At 69.9% G+C, this 24864-nt stretch carries 27 protein-coding genes and 1 tRNA gene; 9 read left to right on the forward strand and 19 right to left on the reverse strand.

Features of this window, described 5'->3' with window-relative positions; genetic code table 11:
* Positions 1–16: 16 nt before the first annotated feature.
* The 4 genes from ACZ60M_RS15230 to ACZ60M_RS15245 all read right to left on the reverse strand — a co-directional run bounded on the left by ACZ60M_RS15230 (position 17) and on the right by ACZ60M_RS15245 (position 3060).
* On the reverse strand, positions 17–1663 hold the full coding sequence (locus tag ACZ60M_RS15230; protein WP_465418444.1) for a glucuronyl esterase domain-containing protein: 1647 nt from the start codon (positions 1661–1663) through the stop codon (positions 17–19).
* A gap of 212 nt (positions 1664–1875) precedes the next feature.
* Positions 1876–1946: transfer RNA gene (locus tag ACZ60M_RS15235), tRNA-Gly, on the reverse strand.
* Between the two features lie 72 nt (positions 1947–2018).
* Positions 2019–2297 (reverse strand): Uma2 family endonuclease, encoded by a 279-nt coding sequence (locus tag ACZ60M_RS15240; RefSeq protein WP_465418446.1) that lies wholly within the window; start codon positions 2295–2297, stop codon positions 2019–2021.
* 94 nt (positions 2298–2391) lie between these two features.
* A complete protein-coding gene (locus ACZ60M_RS15245) occupies positions 2392–3060 on the reverse strand; it encodes a ThuA domain-containing protein (protein WP_465418448.1) in 669 nt (222 codons plus the stop codon).
* Positions 3061–3381: 321 nt separating this feature from the next.
* Between ACZ60M_RS15245 and tig the strand changes: the two genes are divergently transcribed.
* From tig to ACZ60M_RS15280, 7 genes are all read left to right on the forward strand, one after another.
* Positions 3382–4788 carry a trigger factor gene (gene tig / locus ACZ60M_RS15250; protein ID WP_465418450.1) on the forward strand — a complete coding sequence of 469 codons (1407 nt, stop codon included), beginning with the start codon at positions 3382–3384 and terminating at the stop codon, positions 4786–4788.
* 227 nt (positions 4789–5015) lie between these two features.
* Positions 5016–6224: a hypothetical protein gene (locus ACZ60M_RS15255; protein WP_465418452.1), complete on the forward strand. Its 1209-nt coding sequence runs from the start codon at positions 5016–5018 to the stop codon at positions 6222–6224.
* Positions 6221–7609: an ABC transporter substrate-binding protein gene (locus ACZ60M_RS15260; RefSeq protein WP_465418454.1), complete on the forward strand. Its 1389-nt coding sequence runs from the start codon at positions 6221–6223 to the stop codon at positions 7607–7609. Before ACZ60M_RS15255 ends, ACZ60M_RS15260 begins: the two co-directional genes overlap by 4 nt.
* A 2-nt stretch (positions 7610–7611) precedes the next feature.
* A complete protein-coding gene (locus ACZ60M_RS15265; protein WP_465418455.1) occupies positions 7612–8481 on the forward strand; it encodes a branched-chain amino acid ABC transporter permease in 870 nt (289 codons plus the stop codon).
* Complete coding sequence (locus ACZ60M_RS15270) at positions 8482–9510, forward strand: branched-chain amino acid ABC transporter permease (protein ID WP_465418457.1); 1029 nt, start codon at positions 8482–8484, stop codon at positions 9508–9510.
* Positions 9507–10340, forward strand: coding sequence for an ABC transporter ATP-binding protein (locus ACZ60M_RS15275; RefSeq protein WP_465418459.1), 834 nt, complete (start codon positions 9507–9509; stop codon positions 10338–10340). Before ACZ60M_RS15270 ends, ACZ60M_RS15275 begins: the two co-directional genes overlap by 4 nt.
* Entirely contained in the window at positions 10327–11034 is a 708-nt protein-coding gene (locus ACZ60M_RS15280) for an ABC transporter ATP-binding protein (protein WP_465418461.1), read from the forward strand. The genes ACZ60M_RS15275 and ACZ60M_RS15280 overlap by 14 nt, the downstream gene beginning before the upstream one ends.
* Before the next feature lie 20 nt (positions 11035–11054).
* Here ACZ60M_RS15280 and ACZ60M_RS15285 read toward each other — a convergent pair whose 3' ends face one another.
* From ACZ60M_RS15285 to ACZ60M_RS15295, 3 genes are read right to left on the reverse strand one after another with little or no spacing between them, the layout of a single operon-like run.
* Positions 11055–11513, reverse strand: a complete 459-nt coding sequence (locus tag ACZ60M_RS15285) for a GNAT family N-acetyltransferase (RefSeq protein WP_465418463.1) — start codon at positions 11511–11513, stop codon at positions 11055–11057.
* Positions 11514–11535: 22 nt separating this feature from the next.
* A complete protein-coding gene (locus ACZ60M_RS15290; RefSeq protein WP_465418465.1) occupies positions 11536–11916 on the reverse strand; it encodes a VOC family protein in 381 nt (126 codons plus the stop codon).
* Between the two features lie 25 nt (positions 11917–11941).
* Entirely contained in the window at positions 11942–12514 is a 573-nt protein-coding gene (locus tag ACZ60M_RS15295; RefSeq protein WP_465418467.1) for a TetR/AcrR family transcriptional regulator, read from the reverse strand.
* A gap of 105 nt (positions 12515–12619) precedes the next feature.
* On the opposite strand from ACZ60M_RS15295, the gene ACZ60M_RS15300 reads away from it, so the two are divergent.
* Entirely contained in the window at positions 12620–12997 is a 378-nt protein-coding gene (locus ACZ60M_RS15300) for a DUF4267 domain-containing protein (RefSeq protein ID WP_465418469.1), read from the forward strand.
* Positions 12998–13047: 50 nt separating this feature from the next.
* Here the strand turns inward: ACZ60M_RS15300 and ACZ60M_RS15305 are convergent, their stop codons facing one another.
* Genes ACZ60M_RS15305 through ACZ60M_RS15320 form a run of 4 tightly spaced genes read right to left on the reverse strand, consistent with a single transcriptional unit; the run spans position 13048 to position 16126 of the window.
* Complete coding sequence (locus tag ACZ60M_RS15305; protein WP_465418471.1) at positions 13048–13842, reverse strand: carboxymuconolactone decarboxylase family protein; 795 nt, start codon at positions 13840–13842, stop codon at positions 13048–13050.
* 21 nt (positions 13843–13863) lie between these two features.
* Positions 13864–14076: a tautomerase family protein gene (locus ACZ60M_RS15310; protein WP_125248032.1), complete on the reverse strand. Its 213-nt coding sequence runs from the start codon at positions 14074–14076 to the stop codon at positions 13864–13866.
* A gap of 9 nt (positions 14077–14085) precedes the next feature.
* Positions 14086–15306, reverse strand: a complete 1221-nt coding sequence (locus ACZ60M_RS15315; RefSeq protein WP_465418474.1) for an MFS transporter — start codon at positions 15304–15306, stop codon at positions 14086–14088.
* 4 nt (positions 15307–15310) lie between these two features.
* Positions 15311–16126 carry an SDR family NAD(P)-dependent oxidoreductase gene (locus ACZ60M_RS15320; RefSeq protein ID WP_465418476.1) on the reverse strand — a complete coding sequence of 272 codons (816 nt, stop codon included), beginning with the start codon at positions 16124–16126 and terminating at the stop codon, positions 15311–15313.
* A 160-nt stretch (positions 16127–16286) separates the two neighbouring features.
* Here ACZ60M_RS15320 and ACZ60M_RS15325 point away from each other — a divergent pair, with 160 nt between their 5' ends.
* Positions 16287–16940: a TetR/AcrR family transcriptional regulator gene (locus tag ACZ60M_RS15325; RefSeq protein ID WP_465418478.1), complete on the forward strand. Its 654-nt coding sequence runs from the start codon at positions 16287–16289 to the stop codon at positions 16938–16940.
* A 44-nt stretch (positions 16941–16984) separates the two neighbouring features.
* Here the strand turns inward: ACZ60M_RS15325 and ACZ60M_RS15330 are convergent, their stop codons facing one another.
* The 8 genes from ACZ60M_RS15330 to ACZ60M_RS15365 form a co-directional block, all read right to left on the reverse strand.
* Positions 16985–18022, reverse strand: a complete 1038-nt coding sequence (locus ACZ60M_RS15330; RefSeq protein ID WP_465418480.1) for a 3-oxoacyl-ACP synthase III family protein — start codon at positions 18020–18022, stop codon at positions 16985–16987.
* A gap of 101 nt (positions 18023–18123) precedes the next feature.
* Positions 18124–18954 (reverse strand): hypothetical protein, encoded by an 831-nt coding sequence (locus tag ACZ60M_RS15335; protein WP_465418482.1) that lies wholly within the window; start codon positions 18952–18954, stop codon positions 18124–18126.
* A gap of 8 nt (positions 18955–18962) precedes the next feature.
* Positions 18963–19583, reverse strand: coding sequence for a hypothetical protein (locus ACZ60M_RS15340; protein WP_465418484.1), 621 nt, complete (start codon positions 19581–19583; stop codon positions 18963–18965).
* Positions 19584–19673: 90 nt separating this feature from the next.
* A complete protein-coding gene (locus tag ACZ60M_RS15345; RefSeq protein WP_465418485.1) occupies positions 19674–20402 on the reverse strand; it encodes an HAD family hydrolase in 729 nt (242 codons plus the stop codon).
* Positions 20386–21162 carry an AfsA-related hotdog domain-containing protein gene (locus tag ACZ60M_RS15350; RefSeq protein ID WP_465418487.1) on the reverse strand — a complete coding sequence of 259 codons (777 nt, stop codon included), beginning with the start codon at positions 21160–21162 and terminating at the stop codon, positions 20386–20388. Before ACZ60M_RS15350 ends, ACZ60M_RS15345 begins: the two co-directional genes overlap by 17 nt.
* Positions 21163–21374: 212 nt before the next feature.
* Entirely contained in the window at positions 21375–23054 is a 1680-nt protein-coding gene (locus ACZ60M_RS15355; RefSeq protein ID WP_465418489.1) for a hypothetical protein, read from the reverse strand.
* Complete coding sequence (locus ACZ60M_RS15360) at positions 23035–23901, reverse strand: carbohydrate ABC transporter permease (RefSeq protein WP_465418491.1); 867 nt, start codon at positions 23899–23901, stop codon at positions 23035–23037. Before ACZ60M_RS15360 ends, ACZ60M_RS15355 begins: the two co-directional genes overlap by 20 nt.
* On the reverse strand, positions 23898–24710 hold the full coding sequence (locus ACZ60M_RS15365) for a carbohydrate ABC transporter permease (protein WP_465418494.1): 813 nt from the start codon (positions 24708–24710) through the stop codon (positions 23898–23900). The genes ACZ60M_RS15360 and ACZ60M_RS15365 overlap by 4 nt, the downstream gene beginning before the upstream one ends.
* Between the last annotated feature and the right edge of the window lie 154 nt (positions 24711–24864).

Consider the following 24864-nt stretch of genomic DNA (forward strand, 5'->3'; position numbering starts at 1 on the left):
CGCCCCGGCCCTTGCTCTAAGCGGGCGTGCAGGTCACGGCCGGTGCCGTGCCCGTGCCGCTGGCGACGAACCCCCAGGCGGTCGAGGTCTGCCCGGCCGCGACCGCGCCGTTCCAGCCGACGTCCTCCGCGGTGACGGTCGCGCCCGAACTCGTCACCGTCGCGTTCCAGGAGCTGGTGATGCGCTGGCTCCCCGGCCATGTCCACGTCAGGGTCCAGCCGCTGATCGCGCCGGCTCCGGCGGTGACGCTGACACTGCCCTGCCAGCCGGAGTCCCACTGGCTCACGACCTGCACGCTCGCGGTGCAGCCGGTGCCGGTCGGCGGCGGGGAGGTGGTCGCGGCGGGCGAGGTGGTGGGTGCCGGGCTGGTCGTCGGTGCCGGGCTGGTGGTCCCGCTCGGGTTGCCCGCCGTCAGGGTCGGCGTCGTCCAGCTCCTCCACTGGGCGAGGTTCGCGGTCTTGTCGGGGTGCATATTGATGAGGGCGGGCGGGTTGCCGGTGCCGTGCAGGAACTTGTTGATGCTCTGCTGCAGCGGGGTCCGCCATTCGGTGCGGGTAGCGCAGTGCGTCCCGTTCGAGGTGTTGGAGTGGTAGGAGATGTTGCCGCCCGCGCCGAGGGCCTTGTAGACCTCGGCGCCGCCGAGCGCCGCGACCGCGCCGGAGCGCGCGCCGAGCCATTCGATGTGGGGGTTCTCCATGATGAACAGGCCGCGCGGGGCGATCATGCCGACGATCTCGTGGGTGTCGACGGGGAGCGCGCCGGGGTTGCCGGTGTAGGCGCTGAACGCGTCGCCGAGCCACGGCTGCTCGTTGTAGGCGCTGCTGAGCGGCTGCGCGCCGCTCTCCTGCGGGATGGAGCGGAGCGCGGAGGTGCCGCCGCTGCCGGACTCGATGGGCATGGTCAGGGCGATGCGCTGGTCGAAGGCGCCGGCGACGAAGGCGCCCTTGCCGTACCGCGAGCACCCGGTGACGCCGGTGGTCGGCTTCAGGATGCTGCCGCCGGACTGCTCGATGACGTCGATGATGCGGCTGACGCCCCAGGCTTGCGCCATGAGGACGCCGGTGGTGCTGGTGGCGCCGTAGAGGGTGTAGAACGCTCCCTGCTTGTTGTTCCGTGGCGTGCCTTCGGCGCCGACGGCGCCGGGGTCGTAGTTGATGACGGCGGTGCCGGTGGCGAGGATCGTGGCGGTGTCGGCGCCGAAGCCGCCGTAGACGATGACGGCGGGGAACGGGCCGGTCCCGCTCGGGAGCTGCACACTCGCCGAGAAGCTGGTCGTGCGGCCGTTGTCGCTGACGTTGACGGTGATCCGCGAGGAGGTCACGGTCCCGGTGGTGCTGTCGGGTTGCGGCTTGTCGCCATAGACCGTTGCTTCGGCGAGTTCCTTGATCTCGGAGCGGCGGCACTCCCACTGGCTCTGGGTGGTGATGCGGGTGCCGTCGGTCCGGGTGAACGGGTCGGGGAGGAGCGGGCTGGAGGCCCAGCTGCCGGGGACCGCGACGTTGCAGCCCGCGCCGTCCCATTCTGATGCGGCCGTGACTTGGGCCTCCGCCCGGTTGAGGTGCGGTGCGAGCGCGAAGGCGGCGGCGACCGCGAGCGCGGCCGCCAGGACGAGGGCGAATCGGAGTCGGTGTCTGGTGATCGGGGGGTCGATCGATGATGCCATGGCAGATTCCTTGTCTGACCAGAGGCGACAGTCCATCATCGACGGTGAGGAGGGCGCGAGCGCGCCGGCGTCAACGGTGAGACCACTCATGCCGGGATTGCGAGTGAACTTCCGTGAGGGTCCCGCCAGAATACATTCACGATTGTCGATATGCAACGCGGTCGGGGGACGCGGAAAAGCCCCGGCCGACCGGCCGGGGCTCTCAATACTTGAGCGGGTGACGGGAATCGAACCCGCGCAATCAGTTTGGAAGACTGAGACTCTACCATTGAGCTACACCCGCACTGTGCCGCCGAAGCGGACGCCCACGAGTGTAGCGCATCCTTCCGGCCCGCTGCTGTGATGGCCGCCTGGCTCACCTGAGTCGTTTGATCTCCGCGTCGATATGCGCAGGCTCGTCCAGGACGAGCCGGGACCTGTGCTCGCTCACCAGCTCGTACACCCCGTCGTTGAGGCGGTAGTGGAAGACCAGCGGTTCGAAGTCGGCACCTTCGGCGACGCGCAAGTAGTTGGCGATGCCCGCTTTCGCGTACAGCATCGGTTTCAGTTCGCGGTCTCGAGCTTCGGTCTCGGGCGCCTCGACTTCGCCGACGATCGCGACGTCTCCGGGGCGGTACCACACAGTCTCGTTCACGGGAGGCACCGCCATCGGGTTGCGGGGACAGGTCAACCGGACAACGAGCGGGGACGGCGTCAGGAACGCGGAAACACAGGCGCTGTGGCTGAGGTCATGCGGGCGGGAGGACGCTTTTCAGGCCGCCTTCGAGGTGGGCGAGGAACACGTCGTCCTCGTACGCTTCGGGCGCGTGGCCGAGGGCCGTGTAGAAGCACCGGCCCGCTTCGAGGCGGCGGTGCCAGGCGAGCGGGTGCGGGCGCCCCATCGCGAGGCCCGCGGTGTCGTACGTGTCCTCGTCGGCTTCGAGCAGGACCTCCACGTCCTTGGGCTGCTCGTCGAAGGAGTACCACTCGTCGGTCCAGGCCCAGCGCTGCGGCAGGTGCGCGGTCGCGGGGTGCCCCGGGCCGACGACGTCGATCTCGCCGGGCGTGCACCCGGGCGGGTGGCCGATGAAGCGCGCGCCCACGAGCTCCCGGAAGAACGGCCATGACCGCTCGGCCGTCGACGCCGCGTGCACGCCGCACCAGCCGCCGCCGCCCGTCACGAAGTCCGCGAGCGCCGCGCGCTCCAGCTCGTCGAGGACGTCACCGGAGGGGGAGAGCCACACGGTCGCCGCGAACCGGGCGAGGTCGAGCGGGTTGTGCACCGCGGCGTCCTCGGTGTGCTCGGTCTCGAAGCCCAGACCGGCCGCGAGCCGCTCGACAGCGGCGACCCCGGCCGGGATCGAGTCGTGCCGGAAACCGGTCGTCTTGGTGAAGACGAGGATGGCGGGTGCAACCACAGCGTTCACTCCTGTTCGGGGCGGGCGTCGCTCCACGGCGGCGGATGCCGGGCTGTCCGACTCCTCCTGAGAACGATTGCAGGGCGTAGTCTAGGCGATCTCGGCACCGGCGGCCCGGCCCGGCCGCACCCGTCCCCGACACGTGACGAGCGGCGATATCGACCACACCCGCCGGGGCCGCGGAGGTGCGGCGGCTTAGACTCGATCGGAGCGGGGGTCGATGCTGCGCTGCCGACGGACCGAAGCGGCCACGGCAACCCTCCGCCCCGACGCAAGTCAATGCCGTAGGGCAATTGAGCGAAATGATCTAGGAGTACGTCTGTGAAGAGCACTGTCGAGACCCTGAGCCCGACCAGGGTGCGGCTGTCGGTCGAGGTGCCGTTCGAGGAGCTGGCGCCGTTCATCAACGAGGCGTACAAGACGGTCGGGCAGCAGGTCCGCGTCCCCGGGTTCCGCCCCGGCAAGGCGCCCCGCCAGGTCATCGACCAGCGCATCGGCCGCGAGTCGGTCTACGCCCAGGCGATGGACCCGGCCGTGCAGGCCAACCTCAACAAGGCCGTCACCGAGAACGACGTGAACGCGCTGGGCCGCCCCGAGCTGACCGAGGTCAAGCCGATCGAAGAGGGAAAGCCCTTCGAGTTCGTGGTCGAGACCGACGTGACCCCCGCGTTCGAGCTCCCCGACTTCGCCTCGCTGAAGGTCACGGTCGAGGCCGAGGGCGTCAGCGAAGAGGACGTCGACAAGGACCTCGAGTCCCAGCGCCTGCGCTTCTCGTCGCTGAAGACCGTCGAGCGCGCCGCGGCCAAGGGCGACTTCGTCGTCATCGACCTGCTCGCCACCCAGAACGGCGAAGAGGTCGAGGGCGGCTCCGTCTCCGGCATGAGCCACGAGGTCGGCTCGGAGAACCTGCTCGACGGCCTGGACGACGCGCTCGTCGGCATGGCCGCGGGCGACGAGAAGACCATCCAGTCCACCCTCGCGGGTGAGCAGGAGGGCGAGACCGCCGACATCGCGGTCAAGGTCACCCAGGTCAAGGAGCGCGAGCTCCCCGAGCTCGACGACGACTTCGCCGAGATGGCCAGCCAGTTCGACACCCTCGCCGAGCTGCGCGACTCGACCCGCGAGCGCCTGGAGAACCAGGCCCGCACCGGCAAGGCCAACGAGGCCCGCCAGAAGACCCTCGAGGCGCTGGTGGAGGCCGTCGAGCTGCCCCTGCCGGAGAAGGTCGTCTCCGAGGACGTCGAGCACGAGATCATGCACATGAAGGGCGGCCACGACGGCGAGACCGACGAGGGCCTCGCGCAGTTCGAGCAGTACCTGCAGATGATGGGCAAGTCCGAGGACGAGTTCAAGGCCGACATGGTCGCGGACTCCGAGGCTCGCCTGCGCCAGTCGATCATCCTCGGCAAGATCGCCCGCGAGCGCGAGCTCGAGGTCTCCGGCGAGCTCATGACCGCCGAGGTCGTGCGCCAGGCCCAGCAGCGCGGTGTCCCGCAGGACCAGTTCCAGAAGTTCGTGGACGAGCTGCGCACGAACGGCGGCCTCCAGCAGATCGCCGCGTCGCTGCGCCAGCAGCTCGCCCTCGAAGAGGTCGTCAAGGACGCCACGATCGTGGACGCCTCCGGCGCCGAGCTGACCGAGGAAGACCTCTTCCCGGGCCGCAAGGCCGCCGAGGCCGACACTGAGGCTGACGCCGAAGAAGGCGAAGAGGAGAAGACCGAGGAGTAAATCCTCGCTGGTTTTCCAAGGGGCCCAACGCATCTGCGTCGGGTCCCTTTCGCGTTGCCGGAATGGGAGCGCTTTGCCCCGGTGGCTCCCGAAATTTTTGCTACTCACGGGTAGAGACGGCCGTCACGATGACCTATGGTGTGTATCTACACCCATCAATGCTCAGCTGACAGACCACCGTCTCGGGAGTGCCCCCTATGATCCCCCGACACCGCTCCAAAGGATCGATGCCGCTCTATGCCAGCGTCGCGCTGGCCTTCACCGTCCTCGCCTGGCCCGCCCCGGCCGCCGCCCAAGAGGACCCGAACGAGCTCAAGTTCGACTACGGCGTCGACGGCGTCTCCTGGTACTGGAGCCGCCAGATCGACGAGACCCTCGAACTCGGCTCGATCGCCCAGCAGATCGAATGGCCCAACCCGCAGTCGGCGACGACCATGCCAGTCGCCGTCGAGCTCGGCGAGAACACCAAGGTCGCCGCCCTCTCCTTCAACCTCGCCGAGCGCGGCGTCACTGAGGGCTCCCAGATCACCGACTTCAAACTCACGGTGGCCGAAGGCGACGACGCGGGCGACTCGCCCACGTTCAACCCCACCGGCAAGCTCGTCCAGGCCTGCCCGATCACCGAGGCCTGGTCCTCCGGCGAAGCCGAGATGTGGGACGTGCAGCCGCCCGTCGGCGAGGCCTGCGTCGTCGGCGAGCGCGCCGAACCCGACCCGGCCGAGGTCGCCGACGCCGAAGCGCTCATCGCCGCCACCCAGGAGGCCATCGAGAACGGCGGCACGACTGAGACGCCCGCCGTCGAAGTCCCGCTCCCCACCTGGACGTTCGACCTGACCGCGCTCGCGAAGGACTGGGGCCTGGACCCGTTCGCGAACTACGGCGTCATGTTCATGCCCGTCATGGAAGGCGCCACTCCTGTCGACACGTGGCAGGTGAACCTGAAACTGCCGCTGCGCGACGACACCCAGACGCCCGTGAACGAGTACGACGCCACCGCGTACCGGCTCGCCGCGACGTTCGCATTCACCCCTGGTGAGACCCCGACTGACGGCGCGAGCGACCCGGGCTCCGGCTCTACGGGCGGCAGCAGTGGCGGCTCGGGAGGCAGCAGCGGCTCCACGGGCGGAGGCGGCGGTTCCGGCTCCAGCAGCGGCGACGAACCGGCCGCCGAAGACCCCGCCTCGGACGAGGAACTGGCACCCGCCGCGTACGAACCGGTCGAACCGAAAGCCCCCTGGTACGTGTGGACGCTCATTCCCGCCGCGCTCGTCGGCGCTTATGTGCTCCACTCCGTGATGGGCGCTTCGGGCGCGGCGGCGGGCGGCGGCGGCGCGATCGACCGCATCCGCGCCCACAACCTCGACAAGCGCGGCTGGGCCCTGCCGATCCCGGCCGGGTTGTGGCAGAAGCTCACCGGCCGCGGGGGCCGCTCATGACACAGCGTTTCAGGCTGCGCCGCCGTACTACGTTGGCGCTCTTGGCTGCCGCGCTCCTCGTGCTGCCCGCTTGCGGCCAGTTCGAAGGCGTGCACGACGACTTCGTGGCCCAGGGCGGCGAGAACCCCGGCCTCGGCAGCGCCGACGGCACCAGCGCCGACGGCACTTCCTCAGGCGCCGACGGCACCGATGCCACCGGCAACGGCGGCGGCAGCGACGACTCCACCAGCGGCGGCGGGGGAGGAGGCGGCGGTGGCGGCAACGACAACGGGAACGCCGGGAACGGCGACACCACGGGCGTCACGGCCGACACCATCACCATCGGCATCCACGCGCCGCTCACGGGCGCCGCCCCGCTCAAGCAGGAGTCCTTCGAGACCGGCAAAGACCTGTACTGGCAGTACGGGAACGGCGGCAAACCCGTCGAGATCCACGGCCGCACCGTCGAAACCGTGTTCGCCGACGACCAGTACCGGCCCTCCACGGCCCGGCAGGTCTGCCAGACCATGGCCGAGGAGCAGCAGGCGTTCGCGCTCATCGGCGCGGGCGGCACCGACCAGATCCAGGCGTGCGCGCAGTACGCCGCCAGCGAAGACGTCCCATATCTGTCCACAGGGGTCACTGAGACCGGGATGGGCTCGCTCGACACGTACTTCGCCGCTTCCATGACCTACAAGCAGCAGACGCCGATGCTCGCCGACTACATCAAGAACGAGCTCGGCGTCACCGACGCGTCCAAAGTGGCCGCGGTCGTGACCAACACCCCGAACTTCGACGACGCGGTCGAGGGCTTCACCGGCGCCTTCGACGGGGTCGACGTCTTCCGGCCCGACAAGAACGAGCGCGGCTCCTCCGCCGCCGGGAACCTCTGCACCGGCACCGTGAAGAACTACGACGTGGTCTTCGTCCTCACCAGCCCTACGTTCTACCTGGAGATGGCCGCCGCCTCCGGCTGCCGCCCCCAGTACGTCGGCGTCGGCGTCAGCATGGGCCTCGACCAGGTCGCCAGCACCGGGTGCAGCGCCGCCAGCTCCACCGAGGGCGCGCGGTTCTTCAACCCGACCCCGGCGTTCGCCGACGCGGGCGAGTACGACGCCGACTTCCTCGCGGCCGTCGACGCGGCCGGGATCGAAGCCGACGACGTCACCTGGATGATGTGGGGCCAGTCCAAAGTGCTCCACCAGATGCTCGACAAGGCGGGCGAGGCGCTCGACCGGGGCGCGTTCATGGACGCCGTTGCGGGCCAGAAGTTCTCGACCGGGGTCTTCCCGGACCTGAACTACGCCAACGGGCCCTTCGGCGCGACACAGGTCAGCGTGCTCCGCAACGTCTGCGACGGCGGCGGGCACTACGAGACCGACTTCGCCTTCGTGAACGGGTTCTGACCATGGGCGCATTCCTCGCACTGGGCCTGTTCCAAGGCGCGGTCTACGGCCTCCTGGCCGTCGGCATCGTCCTCGTCTACAAGGCCAAACGCGTCTTCAACTTCGCCCAGGGCGAGTTCGGCGGCGTCGCCGCATTCACCGCTTACGCGATCGTCGTGGGCGCGGGACTGCCCTACTGGGCCGGGCTCGTCGGCGGCCTCGTCGCGGCGGTCGCCACGGGCCTGGTGGTCGAACGCGTCATCGTCCGGCCGCTCGAATCCTCCTCGCGGACGATCATGCTCGTCGCGCTCGTCGGCGTCGCGCTCTTCACCATCGCCATCATCGTCCTTGTGGGCCAACCTATTCCCAGGGTCATGCCCCCGCTGATCTCGGGCGGCGGCGTCAACATTCTGGGTGCCGGCATCCTCCCGCAGCAGCTGATCCTCATGGCCGTCTTGGCGGTCCTCGCCGCCGCGATGGCGTGGTTCTTCAAGACCGACCTCGGCCTCGCCGTGCTTGCATCCTCACAGGACACTCGCGCCGCGCAGGTCGTCGGCATCAGCCCCGTCGCCGTCTCCCGGCTCGTCTGGGGCATGGCCGCGCTCCTCGGCGGCATCGCCGGGCTCCTCTATGCGCCCGTGGGGATCTTCACGCCCGGGTTCATGACCCTCACGATGCTCGTGCCCGCCTTCGCCGCCGCCGTGCTCGGCGGCATGACGAGCCTCCCGGGCGCGTTCATCGGCGGCCTCGCCATCGGCGTCGTCCAGAACCTCGGCATCTACTACCTGGGCCAGCAGCTCAAGGTCCCCGGAGCCGCCGAACTCGGCGTCTTCGCGCTCCTCATGCTCGTCCTCCTCATCAGACCGCAAGGCCTGCTCGGGAAGGAGGCCTAGATGGCGACAGCGACCATGGTCCTCACCCGGGTGAAAGCCCAGCGCCGCTTCGGCCTCGCGCTCCGCGTCACCATCGTCATCGCCCTCCTCGCGCTGGCGGCACTCCCGCTCCTCCTCGGCGGCGACGTCTGGGCCCAGCGCATCAGCCGCGCCGCGATCTACGCCGTCATCGGCCTGTCCATCAACACCCTCACCGGCCACGCCGGGCAGATCTCCCTAGGGCACCAGGCTTTCGTCGGCATCGGCGCGTTCGCGGCCGCGTTCATGGCCTCCCGGCTCGGCGCGCCGCTCGGCTTCGGCCTGGCCGCCGCGGCCGTCGCCGGGGCCCTCACCGCCGCCATCATCGGCCTCGTCGCGCTGCGCGTCACGGGCCTCTACCTCGCGCTCGTCACCCTCGCGTTCGGTCTCACCGCCGAGACGACGATCTTCAACTGGCGCGAGTTCACCGGCGGCGGCGCGGGCGCGTTCGCGCCCAGGCCCGCCCTCGTCTCCTCCGACCACGCCTTCGCGCTCCTGTGCCTCGGCGTCCTCGGCCTCGTCCTCTACCTCGACTGGCGGGTCGTCTCCACCAAAGCCGGGCGCGCGCTCGCCGCCGTCCGCAACAACGAGCGCATCGCCTCCACCCTCGGCGTCAACGTCACCGGCTACAAGCTCGCCGCGTTCAGCCTCTCCGGCCTCATCGCCGGACTCGCGGGCGGCCTCTTCGCCCATTGGAACCAGATCGTCCAGGCCATGGACTTCGAGTTCCAGGTCGCCCTCGTCTGGGTCCTCATGACGGTCGTCGGCGGCCTCCGGTCCCGCCTCGGCGTCATCCTCGCCTCCGCGTTCTTCGCGCTACTGCCCTTGACACTCCCGAACTTCCTGTCCGGCCTGCCGTGGCAGCCGCCCTTCCTCAACGAAGCGGTATATCACGTACTACCGCCGTTCATCGTGGTCGTGATGCTCCTGATCGTCCTCCGCTTCTTCCCCGGAGGCTTCGGCCAACTCCTCAGACCCGCAACGAAGTGGCTTACCGGAGGCCGGAAATGAAGCGCCACCAGATCCTCAAAGTCGAAGGCCTGATGCTCCGCTTCGGCGGCCTCCAAGTCCTGAACGACCTCTCCCTCACCGTCCGCGAAGGCCAGATCGTCGGCCTCATCGGACCCAACGGCGCGGGCAAGACCTCCTGCTTCAACTGCCTCACCGGCATCTACCAGCCCCAGAGCGGCCGCGTCTACTTCGACGGCCGCGACGTCTCGCACCTGCCCACCCACCGCCGCGCCCGCCTCGGGATGGCCCGCACCTGGCAGAACCTCGGCGTCATCGACACGCTCACCGTCACCGAGAACGTCATGCTCGCCCAGCACCAGCGGGCCGGGTACTCCGCGCTCGCCGGGATGCTCGGCCTCGCCGGAACCTGGCACCGCGAAAGGGAACTCCTCCGCGACGCCGCCGAGATCATCGACTACTTCGGACTCGAAGAGGTCGCCCACGAACGCACCGGCGAACTCCCGTACGGCATCCGCAAGACCTGCGACATGGCCATGGCCCTCGCCTCCGACCCGCGCATGCTCCTGCTCGACGAGCCCGGCTCCGGCCTAAGCCCCGAGGAAGCCCTCGGACTCGGCGACACCCTCCGCGAACTCCGCGACCGGCTCAAACTCACGATCCTCATGATCGAGCACCACGTCCCGCTCGTCGCTGAAGCCTGCGACTACGTCTACGTCCTCAACTTCGGCGAACTCCTCACCGAAGGCGAACCCGCCGACATCCAGCGCCACCCCGAAGTCATCGCCGCCTACCTCGGCGGCACCGCCGAGCCCACCGAACCGCCCGAGTGGCCCCTCAAACCCGAAGGAGCCGGGCATGGCACTGCTTGAGGTCGAGAACCTGCGCGCCGGATACGGCTCCGTCCCGGTCCTCCACGGCGTCACGCTCAGCATCGACGAGGGCTCCAACGCGGTCCTCCTGGGCCTCAACGGCGCCGGGAAGAGCACCACCCTCATGACCCTCGCCGGACTCCTGCCCGCCACCGGCGGCCAGATCCGCTACGACGGAGCGCCCCTCACCGGGACCCCGGGCGCCCGCGTCCGCGCCGGCATCGTTCTCGTCCCCGAAGGGCGCCATGTCTTCCCGGCGCTCACCGTCAGACAGAACCTCCGCCTCGGCGCCTGGACCATCCGCCGCGACACCCGTCGCGTCCGCGCCAACATGGACGAGGTCTACCAGATCTTCCCCCGCCTCGAGGAGCGCGCCGACCAGACCGCCGGAACCCTCTCCGGCGGCGAGCAGCAGATGCTCGCCATCGGACGCGGCATGATGAGCTCCCCGCGGCTCCTCCTCATCGACGAAGCCTCACTCGGCCTCTCGCCCAAGCTCACCGAACAGGTCTTCGCCGCCGTCAAACTCATCAACCAGCGCGGCACCACCGTCCTCATGGTCGAACAGAACGCCGGCGTCCTCGCCCAGGCCGACACCGCCTTCGTCATGCAGCAGGGCCGCGTCACCATCACCGGCACCGGCAGCCAGACCCTCGAGGACGACGTCGTCCGAGCCGCCTACTTCGGCACCTGAGCCCCTTGCGCCGCCCTCCGCTAGAGCTCGGCCTGCAGCAGTTTTGGTGAAGCCTCGAAGCCGTTGCGGCAGTAGACGGGAACGGCGCGGGTAGTCGACTGTACGGTCACTTTCGGCAGACCCAGCGCCCGCGCCTCATCGAGCACCGCAGCGATGAGCTGACTGCCCAGGCCTCCCGAGCGCGCCTCCGGCACTAGGTACACCGACTGCAGGTCGCCGATCGCGCGGTCCATGTTCTCCGGGGTAGGCACCCGCGCGACGACCGCCAGCCAGGCCATCCCGACCACCGTCCCATTGCGGCACACCACGATGCAGCGGTGCGACTCGGTGTGCCCCCGCGCCCAGTCCGCGAACTCCTTCTCGAACGTCTCGCGGGGAACGGAGAGCTGCGCCCCGACCTCCACCTCCCACTGCCACCGCAGCCCGGCGACAGCGGTGAACTCCTCGGAACGGGCAAGCCGGATCTCGATCGCAACCATGCCGCCCATTCTCCCTGCCGGATCAGGCAGGGGCGATGCGGCGGTGGAGGAGGCAGAAGACGTTGCCTTCCGGGTCCTGCAGGACGTGCCAGTTCTCTTCGCCGGTCTGGCCGACGTCGGCGGGCCTGGCGCCCAGGGCGAGGAGGCGTTCGAGTTCGGCGTCCTGGTCGCGGTCGGTCGGGTTGATGTCGATGTGGAGCGGGAGCTTCGCGGGCTTCGGGTCGGTGCTGGGGCTGAGGATCAGCGTCGGCTGGAGGCCGCCGAACCCGGCGGGCGGGCCGATCTCGATGCCGCCGTCGGGCTCGCGGCCGAGCTCGACGTAGCCGAGGACCGCACTCCAGAACGCCGCCAACGCCTCCGGGTTCTCGCAGTCGAGGATCAGTTCACTGATGCGGGATGCCATGCCTGCGAGTATACGAACCGGGTGTTCAGTTCGGGGCCTTCGAGAAGAGCTCGACGAGCAGGTCGATCCGGTGCTGCTGCTCGGACGGGGGGATTCGGCCGCTTTGCAGGAGCACGGCCATGCCGTGCAGCGCTCCCCAGATGAGTTCGGCCAGGGCCGCGTTCCGGTCGTTGAACGGGCCGAAGGCGCTGACGATCTCGCCGAAGGCGGCCCGCAGGGGGGCCGGGGTTTCGGCGCTGGCCCATTTCACCTTGGTGGGCAGGGAGAACATCGCCTCGTAGGCGGCCGGGTGCTCGGCTGCGAAGGACAGGTACGCGGTGCAGACCGCCCGGATGCCTCCTGTCGCCGGGGCGGATTCCCGGGCGTTGCGCATCTGGTCGTACAGCTCGCTGATGCCTTCGATCGCGACGGCGTCCCTGATGGCCTGCATGTTGGCGAAGTGCCCGTAGAGGACCGGCTGGCTGTACTCGACGCGGTCGGCGAGTTTCCTGGTGGTCACCGCCTCCCAGCCCTCGGCCTCGGCGAGTTCGCGGGCGGTGGTGATGATGAGCTGGTGTCGTTCGGCGCGTTGGCGTTCGCGGCGTTCAGTGGCAGTCACCACAGAAGTCTAGCACCGCTAGATTTTCTGGCGTTGATGAACTAGCTTTGATTCTGGATCTAGCGCTGCTAGATTTTAGCTTCGCTCCTCGGAAGGAACACCCCCATGCTCAGCATCATCGCCACCGCCCTCGCCGCGCTCGTCGGTCTCGCCGTCGTCGCCATGGGCACCACCGGCATGCTCAAGCCCTCGTTCTACACCGGTTTCGGCATCCCTGGAACGGACGCCGACGAGCCGGTCCTCAACTCCTGGCTCACGGTCAAAGGCGGACGCGACATCGGCACCGGGCTCATGCTCCTGGTCGTGACCGCCCTCGGCGACACCTCGCTCGTCGGCTGGGTCATGCTCGCCGCCGCCGTCATGCCCGTCTTCGACGGCCTGATCGTCCTGCGCGCCAAGGGACCCAAGGCCGCCGCCTACGGCGTTCACCTCGCCACCGCTGCTTCGATGATCGTGATCGCCGTGCTGCTGCTTCTTGCCTGAGAGAGCGTGAAAGGCCGGTCCCCGAGAGGGGACCGGCCTTCAGCGTCTGGTCAGTCGCGCGCGGCGAAGACCTCCTTCGCCGCGTTCATCGCGTTGAGCGCCGCCGGGAAGCCCGCGTACACGGCCATCTGCAGGATCGTCTCCACGACCTCCTCCCGCGTACCGCCCACATTGAGCAGACCGTGGATATGGACCTTCAACTGCGGCAGCGCACTGCCGAGCGCGGTGCACGCCGCGATCGTCACGATCTCGCGCGAACGCAGATCCAGGCCGCCGCGCACGTACAGGTCGCCGAACGCGAACTCGATGATGTACCGCCCCAGGTCCGGCGCGATCGACTTCAGGTTCTCGATCACCGCCTCGCCCGCGTGCCCGTCGATCTCCGACAGCGCCTTCCAGCCCCGCTCGTACCGCGAGCCCTCCGGCTCGGGCTCCGCGTCCGCGTACCCCGGCTCGTCGTCGTCGCGCGCCGCGAAGACGTCCTTCGCCACCGTGATCGCGTTGAGCACCGCCGGGAACCCCGTGTAGGACGCCAGGTGCATGATCGCCTCGACGATCTCGCGCCTGCTGCAGCCGATATTGAGCGCCCCGGCGATATGGAACCGCAACTGCGGCAACGCGTACCCGAGCGCGGCCAGCCCGCCGATCGTCGCCAGCTGCCGCTCGCGCAGGTCCAGCTCGGAGCGGTGGTAGACGTCCCCGTAAGGGAACTCCACCGTCAGGCGCCCCAGCTCCGGCGCGATGTCGTTGAAGTCCCGCGTCACCGCGGGCTCGTCCTCGCCCGCCAAGCGCCGCAGGATCTCCAGACCCCGGTCGTACCGGCCCGGTTCGGCTTGCTCGTCCATTGAATACAGTCCCTTTCAGAGTTAACGGCGGCGGCTGAGTTCGGGGAAGTCCGGGTTGGTGGCCATGACCCCCGCCTCGCCCCACCGGGCCTGCGGGATCTCGTGGACCACCACCGTGATCTTGTCCAGCGGCGCGCCCGTGACCTCGTGCGTGGTCGCGGTCAGCGCCTCGATGAGCTTCTGGCACTGCTCGTCGGTCTGGTTCGGCCAGGTCGTGACGGTGATGAACGGCATCGGGACTCCTCAACTCGATTCCGGAACGGGACGCCTCGACCGCGCGGCCGAGGCGAGGACCGCCGCGGCCAGGACCGCGCCGATCCCGGTGAGCACCACGCCCGCCCACCCGCCGCTAGTCCATACAGGACCGAGGACGGCGCTGGCGGCGGAGCCGGCCAGCAGGCAGACGAGCATGTACAGCGAAGACGCCCCGCCCTGGCTTCCGGGCGGAGCGGCGGCGGCGAGCATGACGAGTACCGCTGGCTGGCAGGCGAACACGCCCGCGAACAGCAGCAGCGTCCCGGCCGCGATCACGGCCGGGTGCGCCGCGAACCCGAGCAGCGCCATGCCCGCCAGGACCGTGCCGAGCCCGGCGAACACCACCGCGGGCGCGCCGATCCTCGGCACGAGCCGCCCGGCGGCCGGGGCGCCGACCACGCCGACCAGTCCGGCGAGGTTGAGCATGCCGATCGCGGCCACGTCGTACCCGAACGGCTCGGCCTGGAGGCGGTACGTCAGGAACGTCGCGACCCCGAGGTACCCGAAGAACAGGCACACCCCGAGGATGAGCAGGCGCACGGTGGCCGGGAGCCGGAACAGGCCCAGGACCGCCGCGTACGCCGACCGCAGCCGACCTCCCCTTGCCGGGGCCGCCAGGTTCGGCAGGGTCAGCATCGCGCCCGCGCCAAGGAGGTTGAGCACGGCGACGCTGACTACGGCGGTGCGCCAGTCGGTCCACTCCGCGACCACGCCGGTCACCGAGCGGCCCAGCGTGATGCCCGCGACCGAAGCGCCGATGACGAGCCCGAACAGCATCCCCTTCAGGCCCGGCGGGGCCAGTCGCGGCATGAGCGCGATCATCGCCGAGGGCACCGCCGCGGCGGCGATCCCGGCCAGCGCGAGCACGGCCACGAACACGCCGAACCCGGGGCTGAACGCCGCCGCCGCGAGCAGGGCGGCCAGCGCGACGGCTCCGGCCGATCCCATGAGCCGCAGCGGCACCCGGTCGGTCAATGGTCCGAAGAGGAAGAACGAGAGGGCGTAGGCGAGGCTCGCGCCGGTGAAGGCGTAGCGGGCCGCTTCGTCGGCGACGCCGTAGTGGGCGGCGATCTCGGGGAAGATCGGCTGGGTGAGGTAGACGGAGGCGACGGCGGCGCAGGTGACGGCGGCGGCGGTGATCGCGGCGGGCCAGGGTACGACGAGGAGGTCGGTGTCCTCGGGGGCGTGGAGTGCGCTGGGGGCGGTCATGTCGCTACACCGAGGCCCGGGCGCCGCCGTCGACGGTGATGAAGGCGCCGTTGACCATCGCGGCTCCGGGGGAGACTAGGTAGGCGACGGCGTCGGCGATCTCGCGGGGGTCGACGAGGCGGCCGAGGGGGACGCCGCCCTGGATGTTCTTGTTGAGTTCGTCGGGGTCGACGCCGAGCCGGGTGCCGAGGTCGGCGACGATGTCCGACCACAGTGGCGTGTCGGTGGCGCCGGGGTCGACGGTGTTGACGCGGATACCCTTGCGGCCCAAATCCTTAGAGATGGCCTTGGCGAGGCCGCCGAGCCCGGCGTTCGCGACGGAGTTGACCACGAACATCGGGTCGGGTTCGGTGCGGAAGACGCCGTTGACGAAGACGATGCGGCCGCTGCCCTGCGCGGTCATGCGGGTGGCGACGGCGCGGGTGAGGCGCATGGCGCCGAGGAGCTTGCCGCTGAGGGTGGCGGCCCACATGTCGTCGTCGGCGTGTTCGAGCGGCGCGACGGGGCCGTCTCCGGCGGCGTTGACGAGGATGTCGATGCGTCCGTGCTCGGCGGCGACGGCGGCTACGCCCGCTTCCACGGAAGCGGTGTCGTTGATGTCGAGGGCGTAGGTGCGGAGGCGTTCGGCCGCTTCAGGTTCGAGGTCCTCGGCGAGGCGTTCGCGGGCGTCGTCGAGTCGGGCGCTGTCGCGGCCGAGCATGACGACGAGGGCGCCGTCGCCGGCGAGGCGGGCGGCGATGGCGCTGCCCATGCCGCCGGTCGCGCCGCTGACCAGGGCGATGTCGAAGGTGGCGGACTCGGAGTGCTGCTGTGCGGACATGGTGCTCCGTTCGGGTCTCGGGGCCGGTGCGTCCGTTGCGGATCGGTCGGCCCTCGGGGACCGGGCGGCCGCAGCGCGGCCGTCCGGTTGGTTTCTATCAGATGCGGTTCGGGGCGGCCGAGGCCGCCCAACCGGTTAGTTGGCGCGATACAATCCGGCGATGCCCGCTCAATCCATCGCCCGGCCGGTCTCCAACCGGACCAGGGACGCCATATTGCAAGCCGCCTACGCGGAGTTCACCGAGCACGGCCCGGCCGGGGCCCGCGTGGACCGCATCGCCGCCACCGCGGGATGCAACAAGCAGCGCCTGTACGCGTACTTCAAGAGCAAGGAGAACTTGTTCGCCGAGGTCCTGCGCGAGGCGCACCGGCGGCTCGGCGAGGCCGTGCCGCTGCCGACCGACCGAGCCGGGCTCGACGAGTACGTGGGCGCGGTCTTCGACTTCCACCTGCGCGACCCCAGCATGGTGCGGCTGATCGCCTGGGAGGGCTTGACGTTCGGCGAGTCGCCGCTGCCGTGGCGCGAGGAGCGGCAGGCGTTCTACGAGGACAAGATCGGGGCGCTCCAGCGCGCGCTGGGGGTCGACAACGCGCCCGCGGTGGCGGCGCTGCTGATCGCCCTGATCGGGATCTCCTCGTGGCCGTTCGTGATGCCGCAGCAGCGGAACCTCCTGTTCGTCGAGTTCCGCCCGGAGATCACCACTTTGGACGCGCTGCGGGCGTCCCTGAACGCGTTCGGGCGCGCCAGCATCGAAGCGGTCGCGAGCGCCCCGGACGACTTCCCGCCCGGGGCGGCGCGGCTGCTGGGCAGCTAGGGTCCGACCGGCGGGGGAGGCCCCGCCGGCCGGGTCGCGCAGTGTCACTTGCGGCTCCAGCGCAGGACGGCGCTGCCGATCGACATGCCGCCGCCGAAGCCGGAGAGCAGGACCTGGTCGCCGTCGGCGAGCGCGCCCGACCGGTTGGCCCGGTCGAGCGTCACGGGCACCGAGGCGGACCCGGTGTTGCCGTACTCGGCGACGGTGCGGTGGCTGGCTGCATTGTGGAGGCCGAGGCTCGGCTGGATCTCGTCGAGCATCTGCCCGTTCGCCTGGTGGGGAACGAAATGGCGGATGTCGTCGGCGGTGGTCCGGGCCTCTTCGACGGCTTCCTTCACCGAGAGCGGGAGCTGCTCGGTGACGAAGGCGCGCACGGCCCGGCCGTCCATCGCGAAGTAGTGCGCGTCGTCGTCGGCGTCGCGCAGCCGGGCCGGGTAGCGGCTGCCGCCGACCGGGACGTTGATCATCTCGTGGTGCGCCCCATGGGTTCTGAGCGTTGCGGCGGTGATGCCGCGCCCTTCCGGTACGGGCCCGAGGACGACCGCGCCCGCGCCGTCGCCGAAGAGCACGGCGGTGCGCCGGTCGGCGGGGTTGATGATGCGGGAGTAGATGTCCGCGCCGATGACGAGCGCGTGCCCGCCGTCGGCGACGAGCCGCCAGGCGGCGGCCATGGCGAACAGGAACCCGGTGCAGACGGCGTTGACGTCGAACGCGGGGACGCCGTCGGCGCCGAGCCGGTGCTGCACGATCGCGGCCGTCGCGGGCTGCGGGTGGTCGGGTGTGGACGTGGCGACGATGATGCAGTCGAGCACGGCGGGGTCGAGGCCCGCGTCGTCGAGCGCGGCGCGTCCGGCGCGGGCGGCGAGGTCGGAGGTCGCCTCGTCCGCGGCGGCGTAGCGGCGCGCGCCGATGCCAGTCTTGCGGAGAATCCAGTCCGCGTCCACGCCGGCTTTCGCGGCGACTTCGTCGTTGCCGACGACACGGGCGGGGAGGTACGAGCCGGTGCCGAGGACCCCGACGGGTCGGCTTGCGGCAGTCGGGGTCTCAAGGGAGGCTGCAGTGGGTGAGATTGGCAGGGCCATGAACGGTCACCTCTGATCGGATCGGCGATCGGTGGAGGGTGGTCGCCCCAGGGCCGCGACGGTGCGGGCCCCGGGGGTCGCTCTGCTCGCTCGGCGGTGAGCTACGAGCGGGTGGTCAGCTCTAGGAAGGACGGTCCGGTCAGCTTCAGCTGCGCGTGGATGTCGCCACCGAGTCCGAAGTGGCCGATGGCCCCGCCGTAGTTCTGCTGGTAGCTCATCCACAGCACGACGACGTTGATGACGCGGTTGGCGCCGGGCCGGTCGGGTTCGGGGAACGGGTCGGGGAGGCGGGCGGTGTAGTGGGCCGCGCCGCCCCGGTCGGCGTAGAAGGCGTTCGGGACGCCGAGCGGTCCGGGCCGGGTCGGCCCGGCCGGGTCGAGGTCCTTCTGCCGCAGGGACATGACGGTGTAGACGCTGTCGGGGATGAGGCCGGTGAACCAGAACTCGAACTCGGCGGCCGTGCCGCCTTCGGTCACCGTGACCTCGACCTGGCCGCGCGCGCGCCGCCACTGCCCGAGGGTGATCGGGTCGCGCCGTCGCGGGCCGTCGGCCTCGCGCAGGTCGGGGATCGGGGCCTGGTTCAGCGGGTGGCTCGGCCGCACGACGTCGTGCGCGTCCGGGCGCTGCTCAGGGGCGAACAGCATCGGGTAGTTGTTGCACGGCAAGGGGAGCGGCAGCGTGTACAGCTCCATGTCGCGGTCATCGTCTTGGAGGTCGCGGACGATCCGGTACGGCTCGTGCGAGCCGAACGGCGGCAGCGGGCTGTCTTGGGCGACGAGCGCCGATCCCCATGCGGCCGTGACGTTCCCGTCCTCGTCGGCGCGGTTGATCCGGCCGATGGTGACGAAGTTCCCGTCCTTGTCCATGATCTCGCTGGGCGGGTACGCCGGGCCCTGGGTGGTGACGCTGAGGTCGAGGACCTGGGAGTCCATGCCGGGCCTCAGCGTTCGACGCGCTCGTAGCAGCGGGTGTACAGGCCGCCGGGCCCGCCGGTGATGTACCGGTCCCCGGCCTGCTGCACGATCTCGCGGTACCGGTCCGAAGTGAACGGACGCTGGTACTGCTCGGGGGCGCAGGAGAAGCCGCTCACGAAGAGCACGCCGGGCTGGGTGCTGACCACGGTGTGGTACGCGCTGAAGGAGTCCACTTCCTCGGCGCCGCGCACGACGTCGAAGATGGTGGCCTCGCGCCACGCCCGGTACGCCTCGTATGCCGGGGGTTTGACCTCGACGTACCGCAGCTGCACGTACGGGGTGACCGGCAGCGCGGTTCCGGGTTCCTTGGGGGCCTCGACGAACCGCAGCGCCTGGCGGCGGAAGTCCCCGGCCGCGAAGGGCCCGACGGCGTGCCACTGCGATTCGAAGTCCGCGTCGGCGGCGGCGATCTCGTCGAGTCCGGTCAGGGCGCGCAGTTCGAGCAGGGTGTCGGCTTCCAGGCAGCGGTACAGGACGCGGTCCTTGTCGGCGGCTGCGGCGAGCAGTTCGCTCCAGGCCGCGGCGGCCTCGTCGGCGCGGTCGGCCTGCACGGGGAGTTCGGTGGTGAGTAGATAGGTCGCGGACATGGCGGTGCCTCCAGTGGCGTTCGGATTCGGTGTTGGGGGACCGGGTTCCTCAGGTCTGACTGGTGTCGCGGTGTCGCAGTAAGCGCGGTCTCAAGCGGCGATGCCGGGCCGCGCGGCGCCGCGCGGGGTCTGCGGCAGGGTGCGCCAGGCGGCCGTCGCCGCTCGCTGGCGCAGCACCGGGTCGTCGCCGACGACGACGGCGGTGCCGGTGGTCTCGAGCATCGGCAGGTCGGTGGCGTGGTCGCCGTAGGCGACGCAGTGGTCGAGCCGGTAGCCGCGGAGCCGGGCCACGGCCTGGACGGTCTCGGCCTTGCCCGCGCCGATCACGGGGTAGTCGATCTCGCCGGTGAGGAGGCCCCTGCGGATCTGCAGCGGTGCGCCGTGCGTCTCGGAGGCCCCGAGGAACGCGGCGGCCGGTTCGAGGCAGGCGAAGAACGAGCCCGAGACGAGGTGGGTCGGCACCCCGTTCCGGCGCAGCTCCGCGTGCTCGGCGACCGGCGCCTCCAGCAGGAACCCGGGTTCGGCGAGTTCGTCGTCGAACCACGCCCTGCCTACAGAGGACAGATGTTCGGCGGACTCTCCGGCGTAGATCCGGTAGTACGCCCGGTTGACCTCCTCGCGCGGCACGCCCGCGGCGGCGAGGGCGCTCAGCTCGGCGGCGAGCCGTTCGTACACGAGGTCCGGTTCGCCCTTGTGCCGCAGATAGAACCGCAGGAACCGGAACATGCTCTTGCTCGCCAGGAGCGTCTCGTCGACGTCGAAGAAGGCGGCATCGAAGAAGGCGGCGTCGAACGCGGACTGCTCAGCGGGCCGCTGCATCGGCGAGGGCCCCTTCGCGCGGCGCCGCAACGGCGGCGACGGCGGCTTCGGCGCGACGCTGCTCTTTGGACTCGATGAGGCGGTTCTCGAAGGCCGTGAACCGCACCGTGGTGCTCGTGCAGCGCCTTCCGGCCTGCACGATGGCGATCTCGACGGTGTAGGTGAGCTTGTCGGGGTCGGCCGTGTCGGACTCGGTGATCCGGTACTCGATCTCGGCGGCCAGCGGGAACAGGAAGTTCTCGAACTCGGTGGCCAGCGAGTGGATCACGAAGTACCGCTCGCGCTCGTCGGGGAGCAGGAACCGCTCGGTGACGGTGAGGAACATCTGCCGGGCCGCCTCGACCGCGACCATGCCCTGCACGTGCTGGCCGGTCTGGTGGTCGATGAGCAGTTCGTTGTCGTTGTGGACCCGCAGGTCCGCGCGGAACCGGCCGGGCCCCTCCCGGCGGGGCCTGGCGACGAGGCGGTTGGCCTCGACGTGCTTGTGGGTCTCGCGGCGCTCGGCCGGGCCCGGGATGGCCGGGAGGAGGTGGATGCGGTGGGCGAGACCGCGTTCGGCGATCTCGATCCGCAGCAGGTTCCATTGGGACTCGCCGATGCCCTGTCCGGGCCGGAGGGTCAGGTGCTCGGGTTCAGGTGCGCCCGCGTCGTTGCGGAGGTGGCGGATGAACTCACTGACGGTGAGGACTTCCGGGTGAGCGGCGCTGAAACCGGAGAATCGATTGCCGACAAGCAGCAGAAGAGGGTGTTCAGTCAACATGGCATTGACCTCTTTAGATAGAGGGTGTCAAGGAGAACCGTTGCTCCGCAAGGGGGTCGGATGATCACGAAGCGTGTTGGACCCCAACCTACAGAAGTAACCACCTCGTGGCAACCATCTAGTTGGTTGTGTGGCGACTCTCACATCTAAGCCTATTGACAAATCATTACACCTGCGTATGGCCAATGTTTCCACTCCCGTAGTGCAACGGACTAATTCGCCCGAAGCACCACCGTGGAGCGACCGGAGCCCGGGACCGCCACGTACACCCGGAGCCCCTGGGCCGCATCGGATCCCGACAGGTGCGTGTAGTCCTCGCCCGGGTGGTAGCCCCGCGCCGCCGTGCCGGTCTCACCCGTGCTCACCGCGATCCGGTCCCCGCCGACCCGGTACTCGAACCCACTGCCGACCGGCTCGAACCCGCCGCCCGCCGCGGGCCGCACGCCCTCCAGCTCGCCGCCGTCCCTGAAGGACAGTTCCAGCACCTGCCGCACACTGCCCGGGTCCGCCCTGACATCAAGGCGCACTTCGCGTTCGCGGATCTCGATCCGCACCTCGGTCTCCAGCGCGAACTCGTCGCGCGGCCGGTGCGCGAAGTCCATCGACGCCGAGAACCTGCCGTCGTCGACCAGCGCGTACCCGCCGTCCTCCCGCCGGTACTCAGCGGGGAGCGGCTGGTAGTACGCGGCCGCCACCCGCTCCGTCAGGATGAAACGGCCGGCGTCCAGCTCGAAGTCGTCGGCCCTGAACGGCCCCATGCCGAAGAAGTCCCGCGAGAGCCGCACCGAGTCCAGCACCGCACCGCCCGCGAACAACCGCAGGAACGTCGGATTGCTCGACAGGCCCGACCTGATCCACCCGTGCCCGGCGTAGTCCGTCCCGCCGAACACCGTCACCGCGACGTCCCCGTCCCGCACGACCGCCAGGCCCGCCGAGGAGAACACCGACTCGACCGCCTGCGGCGCTTCAGGTTCCGGCAGCACCCCGGCCAGCGCCGGGTCGAGCAGGACCTCTGCCAGCGCGTCCGCCGGGTGCGCGATCGGGGACTCCAGAATCCGGGCGACGACCGCCGCGAAGTCGCCGCGCCCGCGCGCGAGCGCATACCGCCGGAACAGCATCAGGAACGGCGCCAGCGGGAAGGTGCCACGCTGGTCCTGCCGTCGCGAGTGGACGGTCTCCACGGTGCCGTCCGGCAGTGCGGTCGCCTCGATCGCCTCGAGGTTGCGGCACACCGCGTCGAGCAGCTCCGGCCGGTCCAGCAGCGTCCCGATCGCCGTCAGCGACGGGTTCGAGACGTGCAGGGAGTAGACCGCGCTCCGCTCGGAGTACATCCCGTCAGGGGCGATGTCGACGCCCTCGGCGAGCCACTCGTCGACGCGCGCGACCAGGCGCTCGTCGGGCCAGTGCGCGTTGAGGCGCGCGAGGGCCGCGCTCAGCTCCCACCGGTGGTTCGGCGTGTGGACACCGCCCAGGCGCAGCGGCCCTGCCGCCGCCAGACCGATCGCCTCGAGCGCTACCGCCAAGGGCCGCAGCGCCTCCGGTGCCGAGTCCAGGCACAGCAGCCCGTACGTGTCGCACAGGTCGTTGATCGTGAAGGCCGTGTCGGGCGGCGACGCCAGGTTCTCGCTGTCGAACAGCCCGTTCGCGCCCTGCATCCCGGCGAGGAACGCGACCAGCCGGGCCGCCGCCCGGGCGGCCTCCTCGGACGCGTACAGCGCCGAAGGCGGGTGGACCCCGCACGCCACCAGGGCCTTCACGGCGGACATGACCGCCCGGTGGTGCGGCGCGCCCGCCAGCAGGTCGTCGACCCCGGTGAGCACCTCCCGCGCCCGCTCGTCGGCGGCCGCGCCCACGGCCCGGAGAAAAGCGGCGTCAGTCCTTGAGTCCGGCATTGATGTCCTCGTTCATGACGTACTTCTGGAACGCGATGAAGATGAGCACGAGCGGCAGGATCGACATGACCGACGCCGCCAGCAGCAGCGGCCAGTCGATGTTCTCGGCACCCACAATGGACCGGAGCGCGATCTGCAGCGTGAACTTCCGCTCGTCGCCGACCACGATCAGAGGCCAGATGTAGTCGTTCCAGCGCCACTGGAACGAGAAGATCGCCAGCGTCATGATGATCGGCCGCGACATCGGCAGCATGATCCGGAAGAAGATCCCCGTCTCGCGCGCCCCGTCGATGCGGGCCGCCTCGATGATGTCGTCCGGAATGGACACGAAGAACTGCCGGAACATGAACACGCCGGTGGCCGTGAGGATCGACGGCACGACCAGGCCCGCCATCGTGTCGTACATGCCGAGGTCCCGGATGACCAGGAACGTCGGCGAGAGGATGACCTCGGTCGGCAGCATCGTCGTGGCGAGGATGCAGATGAAGAACACCCGGATCCACACCTTGTCCTGGTACTTCGCGAGCGCGTACCCGCACATGGCGCTGGCCATCACCGTCAGGAGGGTGGTCGTGACCGCCACGGCGAGCGTGTTCGAGAAGTACAGCATGAAGTCGAACCGGTCCCAGGCCTTCTCGAACCCTGAGAAGGTCGGGTTCTCCGGGAGGATCGTCAGCGGGTACTGGAACAGCTCCGAGCCGGGTTTGAAGGCGCTCAGGAGGAACCACACGAGCGGGAACGCGTACAGGACCGCCAGCAGCCACATGAACGTCGTCATGGGGATGACGGAGCCGAGCTCTTTCGCCTTGCGCGCCTTCCGGGTCACGGGCTTGGTCACGGTGCTCATGCGGAGCGCCTCCGGTTGACGGCCATCTGCACCAGGGCGATGGAGAGCAGGATGAGCAGCAGGATCATGGAGACGGCGCTGGCGTAGCCGATGTCGGCGCGTTTGAAGCCGGTCTCGTAGATGTACTGGATGAGCATGACGTTCGAGGTGCCGGGTCCGCCGCCGTTCAGGGCCTGGACCATCGCGAACTCCTTCATGGCCCCGAGCGAGGACAGGAGGATCACCAGGAACGAGGTGGGCGCGATCGACGGCAGCGTGATGTGGCGGAACCGCTGCCAGGCGTTGGCGCCGTCGATCTCGGCGGCCTCGTAGTAGGCGCGCGGCACGTTCTTCAGCGCGGCGATGAAGATCAGCATGTTGAACGCGGTGCCGCCCCAGGTCGCGGCGATGACGACGACCATGAGCGCGAGGTCGGGGTCGGTCTGCCATGCGAGCGGGTCGGCGCCGAGGCGGGTGATGAAGTAGTTGACGAAGCCGAAGCTCTCGCCGAACATCCACCGCCACACCACGCCCGCGACGATGGGGGAGATGAGCCACGGGAAGAAGAACACGATCTTCGCGACCGACTTGCCCTTGGTGTAGTTGGAGACCAGGAGCGCGGCGATCGAGAGCGACACGACGTACATGAGCGGGACGGCCATGACGGCGAACAGCAGTGTGCGCGTGAGCGACTGGTAGAAGGTCGGGTCGGCGAAGAGCTTCTCGTAGTTGTCCAGGCCGATGAACTCGGGGCTGCCGAGCCCGGAGTAGTCGGTGAACGAGTAGATCAGGCCCAGGCTGCCGGGCCAGACGAAGAACACGAGGAACAGGACGATGCTGACCCCGGCGAGCGCGAGCGGCGCGAGCCGGTACTGGGCGCGGCGGCCCCCGCCGGGGGGGGGTGGGGGGGGGGAGAGGGGGGGGGGGGGGGGGGGGGGGGGGTGGGGGGGGTGAGGGGGGGGGGGGGGTTTCGTTGGGGGGGGA

The sequence above is a fragment of the Glycomyces sp. NPDC050141 genome (assembly GCF_055586545.1).

Excerpts from the sequence above, each read along its gene's own strand:
- ACZ60M_RS15335 (WP_465418482.1), bottom strand. The coding sequence starts at position 18,954 with ATGGACTCCCAGGTCCTCGACCTCAGCGTCACCACCCAGGGCCCGGCG.
- ACZ60M_RS15300 (WP_465418469.1), top strand. The coding sequence starts at position 12,620 with ATGCTCAGCATCATCGCCACCGCCCTCGCCGCGCTCGTCGGTCTCGCC.
- ACZ60M_RS15270 (WP_465418457.1), top strand. The coding sequence starts at position 8,482 with ATGGCGACAGCGACCATGGTCCTCACCCGGGTGAAAGCCCAGCGCCGC.
- ACZ60M_RS15280 (WP_465418461.1), top strand. The coding sequence starts at position 10,327 with ATGGCACTGCTTGAGGTCGAGAACCTGCGCGCCGGATACGGCTCCGTC.
- ACZ60M_RS15310 (WP_125248032.1), bottom strand. The coding sequence starts at position 14,076 with ATGCCGTTCATCACCGTCACGACCTGGCCGAACCAGACCGACGAGCAG.
- ACZ60M_RS15230 (WP_465418444.1), bottom strand. The coding sequence starts at position 1,663 with ATGGCATCATCGATCGACCCCCCGATCACCAGACACCGACTCCGATTC.
- ACZ60M_RS15340 (WP_465418484.1), bottom strand. The coding sequence starts at position 19,583 with ATGTCCGCGACCTATCTACTCACCACCGAACTCCCCGTGCAGGCCGAC.
- ACZ60M_RS15285 (WP_465418463.1), bottom strand. The coding sequence starts at position 11,513 with ATGGTTGCGATCGAGATCCGGCTTGCCCGTTCCGAGGAGTTCACCGCT.
- ACZ60M_RS15265 (WP_465418455.1), top strand. The coding sequence starts at position 7,612 with ATGGGCGCATTCCTCGCACTGGGCCTGTTCCAAGGCGCGGTCTACGGC.
- ACZ60M_RS15345 (WP_465418485.1), bottom strand. The coding sequence starts at position 20,402 with ATGCAGCGGCCCGCTGAGCAGTCCGCGTTCGACGCCGCCTTCTTCGAT.
- ACZ60M_RS15260 (WP_465418454.1), top strand. The coding sequence starts at position 6,221 with ATGACACAGCGTTTCAGGCTGCGCCGCCGTACTACGTTGGCGCTCTTG.
- ACZ60M_RS15350 (WP_465418487.1), bottom strand. The coding sequence starts at position 21,162 with ATGTTGACTGAACACCCTCTTCTGCTGCTTGTCGGCAATCGATTCTCC.
- ACZ60M_RS15320 (WP_465418476.1), bottom strand. The coding sequence starts at position 16,126 with ATGTCCGCACAGCAGCACTCCGAGTCCGCCACCTTCGACATCGCCCTG.
- ACZ60M_RS15255 (WP_465418452.1), top strand. The coding sequence starts at position 5,016 with ATGCCGCTCTATGCCAGCGTCGCGCTGGCCTTCACCGTCCTCGCCTGG.
- ACZ60M_RS15325 (WP_465418478.1), top strand. The coding sequence starts at position 16,287 with ATGCCCGCTCAATCCATCGCCCGGCCGGTCTCCAACCGGACCAGGGAC.
- ACZ60M_RS15315 (WP_465418474.1), bottom strand. The coding sequence starts at position 15,306 with ATGACCGCCCCCAGCGCACTCCACGCCCCCGAGGACACCGACCTCCTC.
- ACZ60M_RS15355 (WP_465418489.1), bottom strand. The coding sequence starts at position 23,054 with ATGCCGGACTCAAGGACTGACGCCGCTTTTCTCCGGGCCGTGGGCGCG.
- ACZ60M_RS15305 (WP_465418471.1), bottom strand. The coding sequence starts at position 13,842 with ATGGACGAGCAAGCCGAACCGGGCCGGTACGACCGGGGTCTGGAGATC.
- ACZ60M_RS15290 (WP_465418465.1), bottom strand. The coding sequence starts at position 11,916 with ATGGCATCCCGCATCAGTGAACTGATCCTCGACTGCGAGAACCCGGAG.
- ACZ60M_RS15330 (WP_465418480.1), bottom strand. The coding sequence starts at position 18,022 with ATGGCCCTGCCAATCTCACCCACTGCAGCCTCCCTTGAGACCCCGACT.
- ACZ60M_RS15275 (WP_465418459.1), top strand. The coding sequence starts at position 9,507 with ATGAAGCGCCACCAGATCCTCAAAGTCGAAGGCCTGATGCTCCGCTTC.
- ACZ60M_RS15360 (WP_465418491.1), bottom strand. The coding sequence starts at position 23,901 with ATGAGCACCGTGACCAAGCCCGTGACCCGGAAGGCGCGCAAGGCGAAA.